The organism is Undibacterium paludis (genome assembly GCF_022568815.1).
Taxonomy (GTDB): Bacteria; Pseudomonadota; Gammaproteobacteria; order Burkholderiales; family Burkholderiaceae_D; genus Undibacterium.
In genome coordinates this window covers 37749-55154 of sequence record NZ_JAKZHX010000004.1, presented here as the reverse complement: position 1 = coordinate 55154, position 17406 = coordinate 37749, and the positions used below count along the sequence as shown (strand labels likewise).

Below are 17406 nucleotides of genomic sequence, written 5' to 3'. Positions count from 1 at the left end.
TGGAAAGTGTTGGTTGATAATGGGTAAAACCAGACTGGAAGCATTCAGCGATGGTGTCATCGCTATCCTGATCACCATCATGGTGCTGGAAATGAAAGTACCGCATGGTGCAACACTGGATACCTTGCTCCCTGTATTGCCGGTATTTCTGAGTTATGTATTAAGCTTCATTTATGTAGGTATTTACTGGAATAACCATCACCACATGTTGCACACCTGTCGCCGGGTGACTGGTGGCATCTTGTGGGCCAACCTGCATTTGTTGTTCTGGCTTTCACTTATTCCATTTGCTACTGGCTGGGTTGGTGAAAATCATTTTGCTTCAGCCCCGTCTGCTCTGTATGGCTTGGTGCTGCTCATGTCGGCTATTGCTTATTACATCTTGCAACAACAGATCATTGCAACACAGGGCAAGGATTCCTTGCTCAAGAAAGCAGTAGGTTCGGACTGGAAAGGAAAATTGTCGCCACTGATCTATGCGATTGCGATACCTACGGCTTTTTGGCAGCCTCTGGTTTCCATGGCCTTGTATGTCTTCATTGCCCTGATCTGGCTGATACCTGACCGCCGCATAGAAAAAGTACTGGAGAACCATGCCGAATGATTCGTTGGCTGGTTTGCGCGAGATTCGCTGATTGACTCGAACCCTGTAACTTGACAGCATCGATTCATGTCCGTGCTTGCCAATCTCGTCTGACTGCCTTAGCATGGAATTGAGCCGTAAAAAACGGACGCATTCATCACCATAAGATGCAAGCGGAGACAGTATGGCAGATCAGTTGCAGGGCGGGGATAGCGCGCCGCCAGATATCAAGAGCGTCATCGATCAGGAATCGGTTTTTCCGCCTATACGCCGGGTAGGCATGTTCAGGCCGCTGACCTGGCTCAGGCTGGGCTGGCGGGATTTGCGTGCTGCCGGGATATCCAGTATTTTCTATGGAATTTGCTTTACTGTCATGGGCACGGTATTGCAGCTGGTCTTGAATAATGCGCCGGAATATCTGTCTGCGCTGACTTGTGGTTTCCTTCTGCTTGGCCCCATGCTCGCACTCGGCTTGTACGATATCAGCCGTCGCCTGGAAGATACCCATTCCGGTTTGCTGGGCAGCGTGTTCTCCATGCAGGGGCGCTGGAGCAATATTGGTGTGCTGACACTGGTACTGGCAGTCATCACGATGGTCTGGGCGCGTGCTTCGCTTGTGATCTTCGCTCTGTTCTACAACAAGGGAATGCCGACCATGCATGGTTTTCTGGCGCAGTTATTCTCCCTGAATAACCTGGAATTTGTTGCTGTTTATCTGTGTGTGGGTTTTGTATTTGCCAGCATCGTGTTTGCCATCAGCTGGGTTGCCATTCCCATGATGCTGGATCGTGACACCGACGCCATTACGGCGATGATCATCAGTTGTGTTGCCTTGTTTATCAATGTGCCGGCAACACTGGTGTGGGCTGGTTTGATCATTGCCTCGGTTGTGGTCAGCTTTATGAGCTGGAACCTGGGGTTCCTGATTACCATGCCACTGATAGGGCATGCAAGCTGGCATGCATATAAAGAAATTGTTGCTACGGCGGCTGACCGGCAGGCGCAGCCAGACTGATCAGCTTATTAAAAAAGCCCTTCATCAAAAATGAAGGGCTTTCTATGTTCACTATAAAGTGACGGTTATTTTAACGGTGGAATTGTCTGCGGCAGCATGGGTTTGACAGGCTGTTCCCTGAGTTTCTTCTCCAGCAACTGTATCGCGGCTTCAAGCTGTTGATCTTTGCCGTTAAAGGTTGCGTGTGGCAGGTTGTCTACTTCAATATCCGGTGCCACGCCGACGCCTTCCACCAGCCATTTCCCATCCATGCCAAACTGCGCATTTTCGGCAGCCCTGATCATGCCATTGTCTGCCAGTGAATTATTATCGGATAACCAGACACCGGCGCCGGCAGTACGCTTGCCAACCAGCGGGCCCAGTTTCAGAGCCTTGATACCGGCCGCGAAGGTTTCACCGTCTGAATAGGTCAGTTCATCAACCAGCACTACCAGATGCCCACGGAATGTTTGCTGCATATTGGTGTAAGGGGCAGATGTTGGTGTAGCCCAGAAGGCCCAGGCCTTGCGCAACAGTTTTTCTATGATCCAGCTGTCGATATTGCCACCCCGGTTACGGCGCACATCGATGATCAGGCCATCGCGTTCTATATTGCTGTAGAAATCGCGGGCGAAGCTATTGATATCCTGCGGACCCATGGCGCGCAGGTGCAGATAGCCTATGCGTCCCTGGGTCGCCTTGTTGACCTGCTCGCTGCGGCTTTGTTCCCAATCGCTATAGCGCAGATTGGCATGCTTCATCATGTTGACCGGCGTGACAATGACAGCGCGTGCCGCATGATCGCCGCGTTTTACATGCATGAGAACCTGTTTGTCAGCCTGATTGGTCAGCAGGTCGGATATGTCACGCGCCTCGAGCACAGGCTGGCCATTGATGGCAGTGATGACATCGCCTTCCCGGATATCCAGATCAGGTTGCGACAGGGGTGGGAGTTCAGATGGCAGCTCTGGTTCTGTATGGTAGATGTGATCTATGCGATAACCTGCATTGGTACGGCTCAGCACCGCTCCCAGTGATGCAGCCTGGCCCTCCGGTGCAACCCGGCGTACATCGCCGGGACGGGTTTGGGAATGCAGGGTGCTGACCTCGCTGGCCATCAGGCCGAGTACATCATTGAGTTCGGCTCGGTCGGTCACTCTGTCCACCAATGGAGAGTATTTGCTGCGTACCTTGTTCCAGTCCACGCCACGCATTTTGTCGTCAAACAGGAAGTCCCTGTGCATGCGCCAGGCATCGGCATATATTTGCTGCCATTCAAGTTTGGGATTGAGGAAAAAGCTCCAGTCACTGATGTTGACCCTGGACTTGCTGATATCCTGTGGTTGTCTGGCGCCAGCTTCGACAATATAAAATTCGCTGGGACCAGTGCCTACCTGATTGCGATAGAACACATGTTTTTTATCGGCAGACAAATCAAACTGGCGAATATTGCCGGCAAAGATTTCTGGTTGCGGGCTGTTCTTGGAAATGGCCAGGGTCTTCAGCGTAGCTTTGCCATCCGAGCCTTCCTGTTCTGTGAAATACAAACGCTTGTCATCGACAGCGAGCTCACGATAATTGCCGTAAGCCAGTGGTACCTGATACAGGCGTTCTGCCAGGCCGGCATACTGGATCGCCGGGAGGGCAGGCTTTACGGGTTTTTTCGTTTCTTCTGTTTTTTCTGATGGCTTGTCGCCAGCTTTGTCGGTAGCTTTGTCTGCGACTTTATCAGCAGGTTTTTCAGTAGATTTATCCGCAGACTTATCTGTTGATTTGCTCAATTCATCATCAGGTTTGAAGGGGAAGCGATTGTCGTTCTGCAACGCCAGTGCATACAGGCCGTTGCGCTTTTCAAAGTGCGGGCCCATATTGCGGTCACCCCAGGGTGAGCGATTGCTGACCTGGAAATTACGCTCAGAAAAGAAATACAACCAGCGGCCATCACCGGAAAATACGGCAGCCCTGGAGTTATAGCGGTCACTGGTAACAAAATGCAATTGCTTGCTGTCTAGCGAATACAAACCTATCTGGGTTCTTTGCAACTTGTTATTTGGCCTGATGATGGCGATGGTTTTACTGTCAGGTGACCAGGTCACTTCTTCCTGTCTTTCCACGCCAAGCTTGCCTGCATCATCGATGATCTGGTTGGTTTTGGTCGCCAGGTCAAGCAGCCACAGGCGGCCGCGCTTGTCACTGTGTGCCAGCCATTTGCCGTCGGGGGACGGGAAGATATGGTAACGGTGTACATCGCCGTTGGTGGTCAGCACTTCAGGCTTGCCCAATCCATTTGCGGGGAATTTCCAGATTTCATTTTCACCTGTGGTATCGACGATGGCATACACAGATTTGTCATCATGCGAAAACACGGCTTCGCGGGCACGCGCATTTTCCGGTACCGGTAAGTCTATCCGCCTTTGCGGGCCACTACCGGCAATCGTCAACCGGCCACGGGCGGTGAACAGTAGGCGTTCTTCCTTGCTGGCCAGTTCTACATTGTTCAGGTAATCGAGCGGGGACTTGATCTGGCGTTTGCGCTGCTGGTCAAAGTCGGACACCAGATCAATGGCAAGTAACTGGTCCTTGCCACTGGCAATGTCAAACACATGCAGGTCTGCCCCTAACTGGTAGACGATCTTGCCGTCCCCGAGGCTGGCATTGCGCACTTCCCAATCCTTGTGCTGCGTCAACACCCGGGCGTCACTGCCATCGGCATTGGCTGTCCAGATATTGAAGGCGCCATTGCGGTCACTGACAAAATACAGGCGGCCTTTCCACCACATGGGGCGACGGTTATTGCTGGCATCGCCGGCAAACAGCTGTGTCGCTTCAGTCTTGCCCTGTACATCGTAACGCCATAACTGGGCGACGGCGCCGCCACGGTATTGCTTGGCATTGTCATTTGTCATGTGCAAGCCAAAGCGGGTGAAATACAGGAATTTGCCGCTGTCATCGAGCGTGGCCTCATTGGCATCTGCAACCGGGAACACGCGACGCAACATGCTTTGCGGATTGATGGCAGCAACTACCCGGTGCGAAGACGGGCCGGTGCTGTTCAGAGTGCTGACCATGACTTCGCCGCTATTGGTCCATCCCAGTACGTTGACCTGGTCGTTTTCAAAGCTGATGCGCTTAGGCAAACCGCCGGCCATAGGCATGACATAAGCTTCAGTCGGCCCTTCGTAGGCAGCGGAAAAGGCCAGCCATTTGCCATCGGGCGAGATGGCCGGCAAAACCTCCGCTGCCGGATGCGTCGTCAGTCGTTGTGCCTGACCACCACTACTTGCGACCTTCCATAAGTCACCTTCAGCCGTAAATACAACGGCATCTCCCTTGATACTGGGGAAACGGTAATAGGCCGGAGCAGCAGATGCTGTACTGATAAGGCCTGCCAGGCTGAGGGTAAGTACTAATGTGGAAAGTCTCATGAGTCGTCTCGGTGTTTTGGAAGTATTTGTGGTTGTAGTAATAATCAAGTGTAAAAAAAGTATGCTTAAAACACAATGATCGGCGGAGTTGTTATATAAATGACAGAAATTAAGAAACAATTGGAAACAATTACGTATTGGCTCTCTGAAAAGTTCTGCCATAATTATTTACAATTTCCATGTGGAAATTCGCAACGGGGTTGCGGGAAATAATTTACAGGCGAGCCAGGAGCGCATGATGAGACAAGTGAGCTTGTGCAAAGTTCTGAAAGTTCTTTTATTTATGGGGATTTCTGCAGAATTTTCGATAACTGCAGCCCAGAATGTCACATTCTCCGTTGATACTCAGGCAGAACGCAAGACCATCAGCCCATTGATCTATGGATACAACGCTTATGCCGATGGAACAAGTCGTGCTGGCTGGGCAAACCAGGGTGGACAGGCCAGTCTGCAAAGTCTGAACCTGCGTTCACGCCGCCTTGGCGGCAATAACATGACCAGCTATAGCTGGGAAAACGGCGTCAGCAACTCAGGCGCCGACTGGTGCAATTCATCGAATGCCGGTGTCAGTGCGACTGCGGGAGCAGGTAATCCCAGTCAAAGTAATGGCCTGGCCTATTACGCCCCTGGCGCTGCCTTACAGAACTTCCAGGATCAATCTGTGGTTCTGGGTACCTATTCATTGTTGCAGTTGCCTGCCGCTGGCAAACTGCCTAAAGACATCGTCAATCTCAATCCACCATCCACCTGCAACGGTTCACAACTGTGGCAAAACGCCCCCGGCCCCAGCAATGTCGATACGGCCCGCTGGCTGACTATTGTCAATGACAAACCAGCCAGTGCAGGCGCGCTGAGCCTGAGCCCCAGTCTTGGTGACGGCAATGTCTATATTGATGAAGAAATCAATTTCCTGCTGCAAAAATATGGCACGGCATCAGCGACGAATGGCGTCAAAGGCTATGAGCTCGATAACGAGCCGGATCTTTGGCATCACTGGACTACACCGAGTGGCGACAGCGGCACCCATGCCTTGCTGTACCCGCAGCTGACCACCGTGACTGACGTTATACAAAAGAACGTAGCCCTGGCCACGACCGTCAAACGCATGGATGCCAGCGCTGAAACTTTTGGCCCTGCTGTCAGCGGTTACCTGGGGCTGTTCAGTCTGTGGGCGGTGTGGGACGGTTCGCAATCGCACCAGCCTGCAGACTGGGGGCAATACAATGTTGAACCCTATGCCACGAATAATAGCGGCGACCGTTATCGTTACAATGGCATGAGCATGGCCAATGCCTACCTGGCAAAAATGAAGCAGGCTTCGCAAAGTGCTGGCCGTCGTTTGCTTGATGTGTTTTCATTTCACTATTATCCACAGGCGTCCTATGACGCCACCACCCGCGTGCAGGCAGCACGCAGCCTGTGGGATGCCGGTTATGTAGAGCCAAGCTGGATCACGCAATCAGGCAATGGCTTTACCGATGGCCGTGGCCTGCAAATGCTGCCCAAGTTGCAGCAATCCATCAATGATTTTTACCCCGGCACCAAACTGGCAGTGACCGAATATGATTTTGGTGGCAAGAGCGATATCACGGGTGCCATCGCCCAGGCGGACGCGCTGGGCAGCTTTGGCAAGCAGGGCGTATACCTGGCGACGTATTTTGGTGATGCCGAAGGTTTCATCGCTTCCGGTTTTAAAATCTATCGCAATTATGATGGTAACAAATCCGTCTTCCCTGCCACCTCTGTCAAGGCTGTGGCCAGCAATAATGCCAGCGCTGCCGTGTATGCGGCCATAGACTTGAATGATCCGAATGTTGTCCATGTCGTCGCCATCAACCGCCTGGCCAGTGCGATCAACAGCAGCTTCCAGCTCAATCATCCGGTCAGTCTCAAATATGCCCAGGTGTGGGGTGTCAGCGGTAGCAATACTGCCATCACCGTGCGTAGTGGTCTCAGCAATATCACACAAAACAAGTTCAGCTACAGCCTGCCCGCACGTTCTGTGCTGCATTTTGTATTGAAGCCTTAATTTAAATCAGTGAAGTCATTGCAGCGGGCAGATAGAGCGTGATATTTGCCATTGCCCTCGCTACGTAGTCGTCTTTTTCTCCGACTGGCGCCACGTAATGAATGGCGCTTTGTGCGGCCTCAAGCCCTTCCAGTCTGGCGATCATCCAGGCTGCCAGATAAGTTGAAGCCAGGCAGCCGCCGGCGGTCGCAACATTGCCGTTGGCAAAAAAGGGCTGGTTCAATATTTCCACACCTGCCGCCTGTACCCAGGGTTTTGTGGTCAGGTCGGTGCAGGCTGGCACATCATTAAGCAAACCCAATTTTGCCAGTACCAAGGTACCTGAGCACTGGGCCCCGAGCAATTGCCTGGACGGGTCCAACTGCAATTGCTCCATGATGGCCGGGTTGCTCACGACCTCTCTGGTCTGGCTGCCGCTACCCACGATCACAGCATCGGCCATACTGGCCTCCTGTAACGAGACCTGGCTTTCCACGATCAGGCCATTCATTGATTGCACGCGTGCGGCGGGGCTGGCTATTGTTACCCGCCAGCCAGGTTTCTTGATGCGGTTGAGTATGCCAAGCGCAATAAAAGAGTCGAGTTCATTAAAACCTTCAAAGCTTAATATGCTGATGTGCATGTTCATTTCTCCCTGGTCAAATATATGGTCCGTGAAGTATCGTATAGGCGATAATCAATACAATCAAATAATTGTCATGGATACATAAAGGACCTGATCGATGGCGCTGGCACGCTATAAATTTCTGGTTGACACGATTGCCGCCGATATCCGCAGCGGTGCGCTGGCACCGGGCACGCGCCTGCCTACCCATCGCAAGCTGGCTGCGAAAGAAGGCTTGGCTCTGGTGACTGCAAGCCGGGTATATGCCGAGTTGGAAGCCATGGGCCTGGTCAGTGGTGAAACCGGTCGCGGCACCTTTGTCAGGGAAACGACACTGAATGCCAGCCATGGTATAGACCAGCATGCGGCCATGGCTGGCATGGTTGATCTCAATTTCAACTATCCATCTTTGCCAGGCCAGACGGAACTGCTCAGAATTGCGCTACGGCAGATGGCTGGTTCCGGCGATCTGGATGCCTTGTTGCGCTACCAGCCGCATGCCGGGCGTCCGCATGAACGGGCTATCGTTGCACGCCATTTGGCCTGTCGCGGTCTGGACGTTGATGCGGATCAGGTGCTGATTGTCAGCGGTGCGCAACATGGCCTGGCTGTCACTGTCATGGCGCTGCTTAAACCAGGTGATGTGGTTGCGGTTGATGCGCTGACCTATCCGGGTTTCAAGGTGTTGGCTCAGACACATGGCCTGGAATTGCTGGCTATTCCGGTAAATGAGCGTGGCATGGACCTGGAGGCACTTGAGCGTTTGTGTCAAAGCAGGCATGTGCGCGCCGTGTATGCCATGCCCACACTGCATAACCCCCTGGGATGGGTCATGAGCTTGACGCAGCGCCGGCAACTGATATCGATTGCCCGCCAGCATGCGTTGTTGATCATAGAGGATGCCGCCTATGCCTTTCTGGCAGAAAATCCACCCGCACCATTGGCAGCATTGGCTCCTGAACTGACCGTATATGTGTCCGGTCTTTCCAAAAGTGTTGCGACCGGCTTGCGGGTAGGATTTGTTGCTGCCCCGATGAAATGGGTCGCTGCACTGGAGCGCAGCATCAGGGCAACGACCTGGAATACCCCTGGTTTGATCACCGCCTTGGCCAGCGGCTGGATGGAGGATGGGACTATCGTGCGTCTGGAAGCAGAAAAGCGCAACGACGCCATGGCGAGACAGGCATTGGCGCGTAAAGTATTGCGTGGAATGCAGTATGTCGCTCATCCCGCTTCTTATTTTCTCTGGCTACCCCTGCCAGAAGAGGTGCGGGCCGATCAGGTGGCTGCGACGCTTTTACGGGCAAACATTTCGGTAGCTACGGCAGAACCATTTGTTACCTCTGCACATGCGCCACATGCAATACGGCTGGCATTGGGCTCTGTGAGCCTGGAGGCTCTGGACGCTGCGCTGAAAAAAGTCAGGCAGGTAATTGCTGAGTATGCGTATTGAGAGTGTTGGACGCAATTGGCACAATACACGTAATGAAACTTGATGATGGTTTGCTTGCCCTTGTCGCCGACTTTGACATAAGCCGGGACAAGGTAAGGCAAGGGCAGTGATGGCCGTTTAACTCAGCAAGAGTTTCAGGCTGTAGCTACTTTCAAGATCAGTTTGCCATTGTTTTCGCCGGTGAACAATTTCTGGAAAGTGTCAGGGAAATTTTCCAGGTCTTCAACGATGTCTTCACGGCTTTTCAGTTTGCCCGACATGATCCAGCCACCCATTACCATTGCCGCTTCCATGGCGCGTGGGTAAAAGTCGGATACCATCACACCTTTCATGGTGGCGCGCTTGACCATCAGGTTCAGGTAATTTGACGGACCCTTGATCGGAGTTGTATTGTTGTATTGGGATATCGCGCCGCAAATGACAACACGTGCGCCAAAAGCCAGTTGTGCCAGTGCTGCATCAAGAATGTCGCCACCAACATTGTCGAAGTACACATGGATGCCATCGGGGCAATGTTGCTTCAGGGCTGCGCTGACATCTTCGCTCTTGTAATCGATCGCCGCATCAAAGCCCAGTTCTTCTGTCAGGTAGCGGACTTTGTCTGCACCACCGGCGATACCGACCACGCGTGCGCCCTTGATTTTGGCGATCTGGCCAACGATGGTGCCGACAGCACCGGCTGCGCCGGAAATGACAACGGTGTCGCCTTCTTTGGGCTGACCAACTTCCAGCAGGCCAAAATAAGCTGTCATGCCAGGCATGCCCAATGTGCTCAGGTACAAGGGCAGGGGAGCGAGCTTGGGATCAACCTTGGTGATACCGTTGCCGTCTGAATACGCATATCCCTGTACGCCCAGCATGCCGGTGACATGATCGCCAACAGCAAATTTAGGATTGTTGCTTTCCACAATCTGACCAACGGCCAGGGCGCGCATTACTTCACCAATGGCAACTGGTGGCATATAGGAATTTTTGCTTTCATTCATCCAGCCACGCATGGCCGGGTCGAGTGAGATATACAGGTTCTTGATCAGGACTTCACCGGCTTGCAGGTCACGCACCGGCTCCTTGACCTGATTGAAGTCACTATGTTTGATGCTGCCTTGTGGACGGGCTGCCAGTTTGAATTGATGGTTGATCGCGTTCATGTTGTATTCCTTGTCGGTTATTGTGATGCAGCACAGTGCTGACCATGGAAAACAGTATAGGCAGGATATTGTTGCCTGATAAGTCCATCATATTGCATAATATTGTTGCTTTTGATGAGACAATTGAAGGGATTTGCCATGCTAAATCCGCAACACCTGGCGGCATTTGCCTCCATCATCCGTGCCGGTAGCATCAGCAAGGCGGCGACTCAGCTCGGCTGCGGCAAGTCTTTGTTATCACGGCAACTTGCCAAACTGGAAGATGATCTTGGTGCACGTCTGATACAAAGGTCCACCCGCAAGCTGACCCTGACTGAAATTGGCGAACAGGTGTTGCATGAGGCCCAGCGCATTGATGCCGCCCTGGCAAATATCGAGCAAATGGCCGGACAGCACCAGCAAGAAGTCAAGGGGCGCCTGCGTGTCACTTGTCCCATGCCGGCAGTCAGCAGACTGGTACCGGTGATGATGGAGTTTTGTCAGCGCTATCCGCAAATCGATTTTGCCTTGCAGGTGGAAGACCGGTTGATAGACCTGATTGCCGAACAGATTGACGTGGCCATCCGTGTCAGCCACCTTGATGATTCCAGCCTGATTGCCCGCAAACTGGTCGATAGCCAGCGCATCATTTGTGCTGCGCCATCTTATCTGGCACAGGCTGGCAAGCCACAGTCTGCCAGCGACCTGGCGCGGCATTCCTGCATCCTGTATGTCAATGCGGGCAGGGCGCATGATGAATGGAGTCTGCTCAAGGATGGCGCCCTGGAAAAAGTCAGGGTGAACAGTCTGTTCCAGTCCAATAATGGCATTGCCCTGGTGACGGCAGCCTGTGCCGGTGCTGGCATACTGCTGATAGACAGACTGCTGGTCAGCACCCATATGCAAAGCGGAGCGCTGGTTCAGGTATTGGAAGACTATCAGTTGCCCAGCGGTTCGCCAGTCTACGCCGTCTACCCTGCGCGTGACTGGCTGGCATTGAAAACGGCCACTTTCGTGGCCTTTTTACAGGAGAGGTTATTTACTTCAGGCTAAGGCCATTGATTTATTTATTTATTTTTTATTGCCCGAAGAGTTGCAGTGCTTTTTCAAGCACAACATCACGACCCGATATGACATCGGCAAAACTGTCACCGATGCGTACGGTCGGGATGATGCCAATACCGTGGAAACGCGAACCATCCTGCTTCAGCGCCTGCATGCCGGTCCAGAATACCTTATATCCGCCAGGCAGTGGCAGGACACTGATATTGCCGTTTGAGCCGGCTGTCTCTGTTCCGACGATGGCACCAAGCTTGTGATATTCAACCATGGACATCAGGGTTTCTGCTGCGCTAACGGTTTTTTCACTGATTAGAAAAACAAGTTTGGCCGTTCTATGTGGTTGGCCTGGCTGAATTTGGGCTCGATAGGCCTTCCACAGCATGTCAACCTGGTCGGGTTTGCTGACTACAGGTATATTGAACAAGGGCCAGATCAGTGGTGCTTTGGAAAAATATTTCAAAAAACTGCTGCTGACGTTCACATAATCCCTGACGTCAAAAATGATACCTCTGACGACATTTGTCCCGCCTGATTTTGCCAGTAACTGATCGATATCTGTTTCACTGGCTTCATCCACGTTGACATACCAGATACCCTTGTCCAGATGCTGGACTTTTTTGAGCGAACTGCTTTCATTGAGGGTGGTGACATCTGCGTCACGTACCAACATCTTGTCATGTTCTCGTCCCTCCATGTCCTTGTAGCGGACGCTGAGCCTCGAGTTTTTTGGGCCAAGTAACAACTCTACGCCGAATATGCCAGCTTGCGATGTGGCAGTTGCAGCTGCATTTTCTTCCAGTATGACGGCCAGCCTTTGCCCAACAGCTTGATCATTCAAGGCGATGATTTCGCTGCCAAACGGGATCAACTGCTCTGCATCAGGAGCGCCAGGGAATCGAAAGTTGGCGACGATGGGTACTCCGTTCACCATCTTGATTTTAACTCTGGGCACGTGGGTATCCTGCTCTCTCGGGCCGGTAATGCGGGCATGGCTGTCGCGCAATACGGAAACGAAGCGCATCAATGTGTGAGTAAATGCTTTTTCATCCTGGTCGCTGGACGCCGATTGCAGGAGTTTGTCCAGTTCCTTGTCCCATGCTATTTCGATGATGTCGTTGTAGGGATAAAAATGGCGCAAGGCATTCCAAGCCTGCATGGCGTTACCCAGCCTAGTGATACGATCATTGCCGCTAAAGTCAGGCTCTATATCTTGCAGTGGCAAATCGGGTAAATTCAAACTGCTATCGGCTTGTGTTACCGGTATGGTCTTTTTTGCCTGATCTGCAAATACCATGGCAGGCATCCACAAACTCACTTGTTTATTCAGCGCAAATTGATTGAGTTGAACGCCATGCTTTGTACTCGCACTATTGTTGACATTGGTGTCGAGGGTTTCGTATACGCGCTCGCTATGATAAAAGTCACTACGCTGGGCAAGGCCATAGTGCACCCATTTGAGTTGATAGCTGGCGGCATCAGGACGTTGCATTTCTTTTGGCGTGAGCGCTTGTTCCAGCCATTGTGCATCTGGTGCATAAGGCTCAAACAAGTGCTGCAGAATTTGTGCCAACTCTTTTGCTGACTGTGCAGCCGCTACGACAGGAACAGCTTTTTGTATAAATTTGCTCCAGTGCAGTTTTGTTGCCGCGTCACTGGCATGAAAATATCTGATATAACCGACAGCCTTGGCCAGGGCGTGCAAATTTTGCAATTCGCCGGCAGTCAATGCCCTGCTGCCAGGGTCATCGATGCGTGATCTGGCGACGTTTGCTGTTTCACGTACATGCAGATTGGCAAACCAGATTTTTCCCTTGCTGTCCGAATCTGTGCCAAAGCTCAATTGGTTGGCGGCACGGTCGACGGCGATACTTGCACAGGCTCTTTGCCAATTTCCTGACAAAGGGAGTTGATAAGTGCCGGCCAGTCGCAAACTACCGCCAATGATGTCCGTTCGTATCCACAGACCTGATTTGCCTGGCAGGATGACGTCGGCTTTGGTATCGACTTTGATATCACCGCAGATTTCTACTATCTTGCCACGCCAGGGTCTTGCATCGATTTGCTGGCTCAGCGTAATAGATTGACTGGCGACACGATTGTGCAATAACAAAACCCGGCCCTTGTTACCTGCTCGCGTGTCAACCTGCAAGCTGATGCTCGTGGACTTGCCTTCGACCTGCCAGGCATTGTGTAATTGCCCTGGCCTTGATGCGGTATCAAAGCGCGGGGTTAGTGTCTGATTTGTGGGGACGTAATCTACAGTCGCAGCATTTGTGGCATGGGTAGTGACAACAAGCAGGATAGCAGTTGAAAAGCCAAAAAATTTTTTGATCATGATTTCGTATAACGGGATCGTCTTATTCTTGCAGAATGTGGGCTGCTATTGCACGGGATTCATACGCGAAGAAGGCCACTTGCGTGGCCTTCTTGTCTGGTTTGTTGTGATCTCTTGTGATCTATGGGAATCCATGTTGATCTATTTGGGGCCTATGTTTTTATCAAGGAATTTTTCTATCCTGGTCCAGAAGTCGATATTGTTTTTCAGCAGATGAAAGCCATGACCTTCTTCGGCATACTCTACCCATTCTACATCCTTGTTTTTATCCTGCACGGCTTTATAAAACTTCTTGCCGTGATCTATCGGCACACGTACATCTTTGCTGCCGTGGGCCATCAGCAGGGGCCGGGTCAGTCTGGCGGCATTTTCAAGCGGTGAGGTGGCTTTCAATTGTGCTGCGTCCTTGACTTGATCTCCGATCAGGACGGGCATGCCATACCATTTCCATTCATCCGAAAAGTCACTCCAGTGGATATCGTATAAAAGATTGATATCAGTGGCGCCGGCCCACTCTATGCCACAACGGAAAATATCAGGGTTCCTGATCAGGCCCATCAGGGTGGCATAACCGCCATAGCTGGCGCCGGCTATGCATATTCTTTGCGGATCAGCATAACCTTGGGCTACAGCCCATTTGGCCGCATCTGCCACATCATCCTGCATGGCCAAGCCCCATTGCTTGATACCGGCACGGAAGTGTTTGTTTCCATAGCCGGTGCTGCCGCGATAGTCGGGCTCAATCACGGCATAACCGCGCGAAGCGAGGAATTGTACCTGCGGGTTCCAGCCCCAGTGATTGCCGCGCAAATAGGGGCCGCCGTGTACCAGCACCACGGCAGGCAGGTTTTTGCCATTGCTGCCGGTGGGCAGGGTCAGGTTGACCGGTATCTGCATGCCATCACGTGCTGCGTAGCTGAGCATTTCTTTTTCAGCCATCTGCTCCGGCTTGATGTCAGGCTTGCTATTTCCCAGGCGTGTCATTTTGTGCGTGCTGAAATCATAGAGTTGCCAGATGCCGGGTACCACATCAGAAGAAGAATGGACAATGGCGATATTGGTTCGCAGATCAGACGGGAAATGCAAAGAGTTGTTTGTATGCGGTAGCAGTGCATCGACTTCTTTTTGTCTGGCAACCATGGCCTCATCAAACCAAATAGTGGCCGGTCTGCTCATTTCATAGCGCAGTCCCAGTACTTTCTTTTGTGGGCCGTTATAAATCAGTTGGCCGGCAAAGTCATAGCCTTTGAGTGAAATCACCGGTTCAGTATCCAGCTGGTTTTTCTCCAGGTCATAACGATACAGGGAGTTGGTGTCCTGGCCTTTTCTTGCCCGTACGTACAGATCGCCCTCAGGGCTGAAAAATACAGGGGTGATCCTGTCGTCAGATGTCCAGTCTGATGTCGCCAGCTTGCGCCAGGCATCGGTTTTCGGATCTTTATAAAAAATGATGGATTTGTCCGCCTCTATAGCGACGGCTATGCGCGGTACGCCAGCCTTGTCGATGAGCCACTGAGTAACCTTGCCAGGCCGTGGGATCAGTTCGGTGTTGCCGGTCAGGGTATTGAGGCGATACAGATCATGCACGTCGGAGCCGGCTTCTACACTCTGAATGACGAATACATCAGGTGAAGCGGAACCATGAGCGATATCAAGATAGCGCGTGTACCATGGCAGCTCTTTCCCTTCCACCTGGTCACGTTTGCCAGAGAAGCGGTGTGTCACCAGGCGCATGCGTTTGCTGCGATCTTTGTTGACGGCGTACAGGCCGGGACCGAAGAAACGTTCAACCTCCTGGTGCTGCAGATTGATCAGGTCATAGACCAGCCGTTCATTATTGATCCAGTGAAAGGAGCGCACATCTTTGTCTTCATAATTGGCGATGATTTCAGGACGCAACTGACCAACTTCAAGCACAGCCAGCACCATGCGGTCATTGGCACCTTTCATGATCATGGCAATGTTTTTGCCATCTGGCGACAGTTTGGCATCACTGAACTGGGCTTGCCTGAAAAAATCGGCTACCGGGATTGGCTCGGCAGCAAAAGCTGTTGATAATGGGGCCGAAAGCAAACATGCACTGCTCAATACCGCGAGTGCGATTTTGGAAAGATAAAGCTGTGAACGGGTATTCATGCGTGCTTTCTTTGGGGATAAAAGTCATGCATTATACATATTCAAAAAATACAAATGTGACCGTCAGGAAATAAATAGTCAGGATGTATTTACCGTGCAGCCTGGTCAGGCGACAAGTTATTATTCGCAATAAAAAAGCCATCAGCAGATGTACTGCTGATGGCTTCTAGCGTGGCTCGCTGGTACTGAAGTGTTGCTTATGCCTGTTTTTTAACTTCTTGTATGGTGATGCGCAGCATGCTGATTAGTTGATCAATCTCTTCAATCGTCACATTCAGGGACGGCATAAAACGCAACAGGTCTGGGCGAGGTGAATTGATCAGCAAGCCAACCGGCTCCAGCTTACGTGCTGTTTCAACCAGTTTGCCGCCTATATCTTCACCCAGTTTCAGGGCGCGCAGCAAACCAAAACCGCGTTCGCCCTGCATGCCAAATTCATCGGACAGGGCTTGTAGTTGCTTGCTGAGGTAATCTGCCTTTTCCTTGACGGAAGCGAGAAAGCCGGGCTTGGTGATTTCCTTGAAGACAGCAATACCGACCGCCGCCATCAAAGGTGCGCCGTTATAAGTACCGCCCTGGTCACCGGGCACGAAGCAGGCAATTTCTTCACGGCAGAGCAGGGCGCCGAGCGGCACACCGCCGCCTATGCCCTTGGCCAGGGTCATGATGTCGGGTTCGATATTGGACAGTTGATAGCCAAACAATTCACCGGTACGGCCCATGCCGGTCTGAACTTCATCGACGATCAGCAAGATGCCGTGCTTCTTGGTGAGGGCGCGCAATGCCTGCATGAATTCAGGGCTGGCTGGTATCACGCCGCCTTCGCCTTGAACTGGCTCCAGCATGACGCCGACGGTCTTGTCCGTGATCAGTTTTTCTACAGACGCAATGTCATTGAGGTCGGCTTTGGGGAAGCCGCTGACCTGTGGAGCAAAAATCGTATCCCAGCCTGGTTTGCCAGAGGCTGACATCATCGCCAGGGTACGGCCATGGAAGCCGTGGTCAAAGGTGATGATTTCATAAGCGCCATTTTTGTTCAACTGGCCCCACTTGCGCGCCAGCTTGACGGCGCCTTCATTGGCTTCGGCGCCGCTATTGGTAAAAAATACCCGGTCGAAACAGGAATTTTTGGTCAGCAGGTCAGCGAACTCCACCATGGGAGCATTGTAGAAAGCCGGTGACGGGTTCAACAGCTTTTTGGACTGGCTGACCAGGGCTTCATGGATGACATCGGGGCAATGGCCCAGGCAATTGACGGCCCAGCCTTGCAGGTAATCGAGATATCGCTTGCCTTGATGGTCAGTCAGCCACATGCCTTTGCCCTCAGTGAATACCAGTTCTGGGCGTGGTGTGATGTACATCAGGGAATTTACGTTGTACTGACTGAATTCCATTTCTAGACTCCTAAGCTCGTTACAGTGGTTGGGTGATGGTGTGTTTGGTATTTGGTGTGGCAAAAAAAAAGCCACAGGACAGAGCCTGTGGCTGGATACTCGTGGTGCAGCTTTACGCGCACGCTCACTCGCACATAGGCCCAGGCTCGCATAGCGAGACGCGACGTCGTGCAATATTTGGTGAGGACATGTCAGTAAAAATTTTCATAAAGCGGATATTAGGACGTTTTGCGCACTGCGTCAAAATAAATTTTCATTGAATTT

At 52.0% G+C, this 17406-nt stretch carries 11 protein-coding genes; 5 read left to right on the top strand and 6 right to left on the bottom strand.

Features of this window, described 5'->3' with window-relative positions:
* Positions 1-19: 19 nt before the first annotated feature.
* Together LZ463_RS08610 and LZ463_RS08605 are read left to right on the top strand one after the other, a co-directional pair.
* On the top strand, positions 20-604 hold the full coding sequence (locus LZ463_RS08610; protein ID WP_241455215.1) for a TMEM175 family protein: 585 nt from the start codon (positions 20-22) through the stop codon (positions 602-604).
* A gap of 163 nt (positions 605-767) precedes the next feature.
* Complete coding sequence (locus LZ463_RS08605; protein ID WP_241455214.1) at positions 768-1598, top strand: DUF2189 domain-containing protein; 831 nt, start codon at positions 768-770, stop codon at positions 1596-1598.
* A 65-nt stretch (positions 1599-1663) separates the two neighbouring features.
* On the opposite strand, the gene LZ463_RS08600 is transcribed toward LZ463_RS08605, so the two are convergent.
* Positions 1664-5002 carry a S41 family peptidase gene (locus LZ463_RS08600; RefSeq protein ID WP_241455213.1) on the bottom strand — a complete coding sequence of 1113 codons (3339 nt, stop codon included), beginning with the start codon at positions 5000-5002 and terminating at the stop codon, positions 1664-1666.
* Between the two features lie 283 nt (positions 5003-5285).
* On the opposite strand from LZ463_RS08600, the gene LZ463_RS08595 reads away from it, so the two are divergent.
* Positions 5286-7031 carry a glycoside hydrolase family 44 protein gene (locus tag LZ463_RS08595; RefSeq protein ID WP_241455212.1) on the top strand — a complete coding sequence of 582 codons (1746 nt, stop codon included), beginning with the start codon at positions 5286-5288 and terminating at the stop codon, positions 7029-7031.
* A 1-nt stretch (position 7032) separates the two neighbouring features.
* Here the strand turns inward: LZ463_RS08595 and LZ463_RS08590 are convergent, their stop codons facing one another.
* Positions 7033-7653: a DJ-1/PfpI family protein gene (locus LZ463_RS08590; protein WP_241455211.1), complete on the bottom strand. Its 621-nt coding sequence runs from the start codon at positions 7651-7653 to the stop codon at positions 7033-7035.
* Positions 7654-7753: 100 nt separating this feature from the next.
* Between LZ463_RS08590 and LZ463_RS08585 the strand changes: the two genes are divergently transcribed.
* Positions 7754-9088 (top strand): aminotransferase-like domain-containing protein, encoded by a 1335-nt coding sequence (locus tag LZ463_RS08585; RefSeq protein ID WP_241455210.1) that lies wholly within the window; start codon positions 7754-7756, stop codon positions 9086-9088.
* 134 nt (positions 9089-9222) lie between these two features.
* Here the strand turns inward: LZ463_RS08585 and LZ463_RS08580 are convergent, their stop codons facing one another.
* A complete protein-coding gene (locus LZ463_RS08580) occupies positions 9223-10236 on the bottom strand; it encodes an NADP-dependent oxidoreductase (RefSeq protein ID WP_241455209.1) in 1014 nt (337 codons plus the stop codon).
* Positions 10237-10374: 138 nt separating this feature from the next.
* On the opposite strand from LZ463_RS08580, the gene LZ463_RS08575 reads away from it, so the two are divergent.
* Positions 10375-11268: a LysR family transcriptional regulator gene (locus LZ463_RS08575; protein ID WP_241455208.1), complete on the top strand. Its 894-nt coding sequence runs from the start codon at positions 10375-10377 to the stop codon at positions 11266-11268.
* A 25-nt stretch (positions 11269-11293) separates the two neighbouring features.
* On the opposite strand, the gene LZ463_RS08570 is transcribed toward LZ463_RS08575, so the two are convergent.
* The 3 genes from LZ463_RS08570 to LZ463_RS08560 all read right to left on the bottom strand — a co-directional run bounded on the left by LZ463_RS08570 (position 11294) and on the right by LZ463_RS08560 (position 17142).
* Complete coding sequence (locus tag LZ463_RS08570) at positions 11294-13612, bottom strand: S41 family peptidase (protein ID WP_241455207.1); 2319 nt, start codon at positions 13610-13612, stop codon at positions 11294-11296.
* Positions 13613-13753: 141 nt separating this feature from the next.
* Positions 13754-15748 carry a S9 family peptidase gene (locus tag LZ463_RS08565; protein ID WP_241455206.1) on the bottom strand — a complete coding sequence of 665 codons (1995 nt, stop codon included), beginning with the start codon at positions 15746-15748 and terminating at the stop codon, positions 13754-13756.
* A gap of 197 nt (positions 15749-15945) precedes the next feature.
* Entirely contained in the window at positions 15946-17142 is a 1197-nt protein-coding gene (locus LZ463_RS08560; RefSeq protein WP_241455205.1) for an acetylornithine transaminase, read from the bottom strand.
* Positions 17143-17406 lie beyond the last annotated feature (264 nt).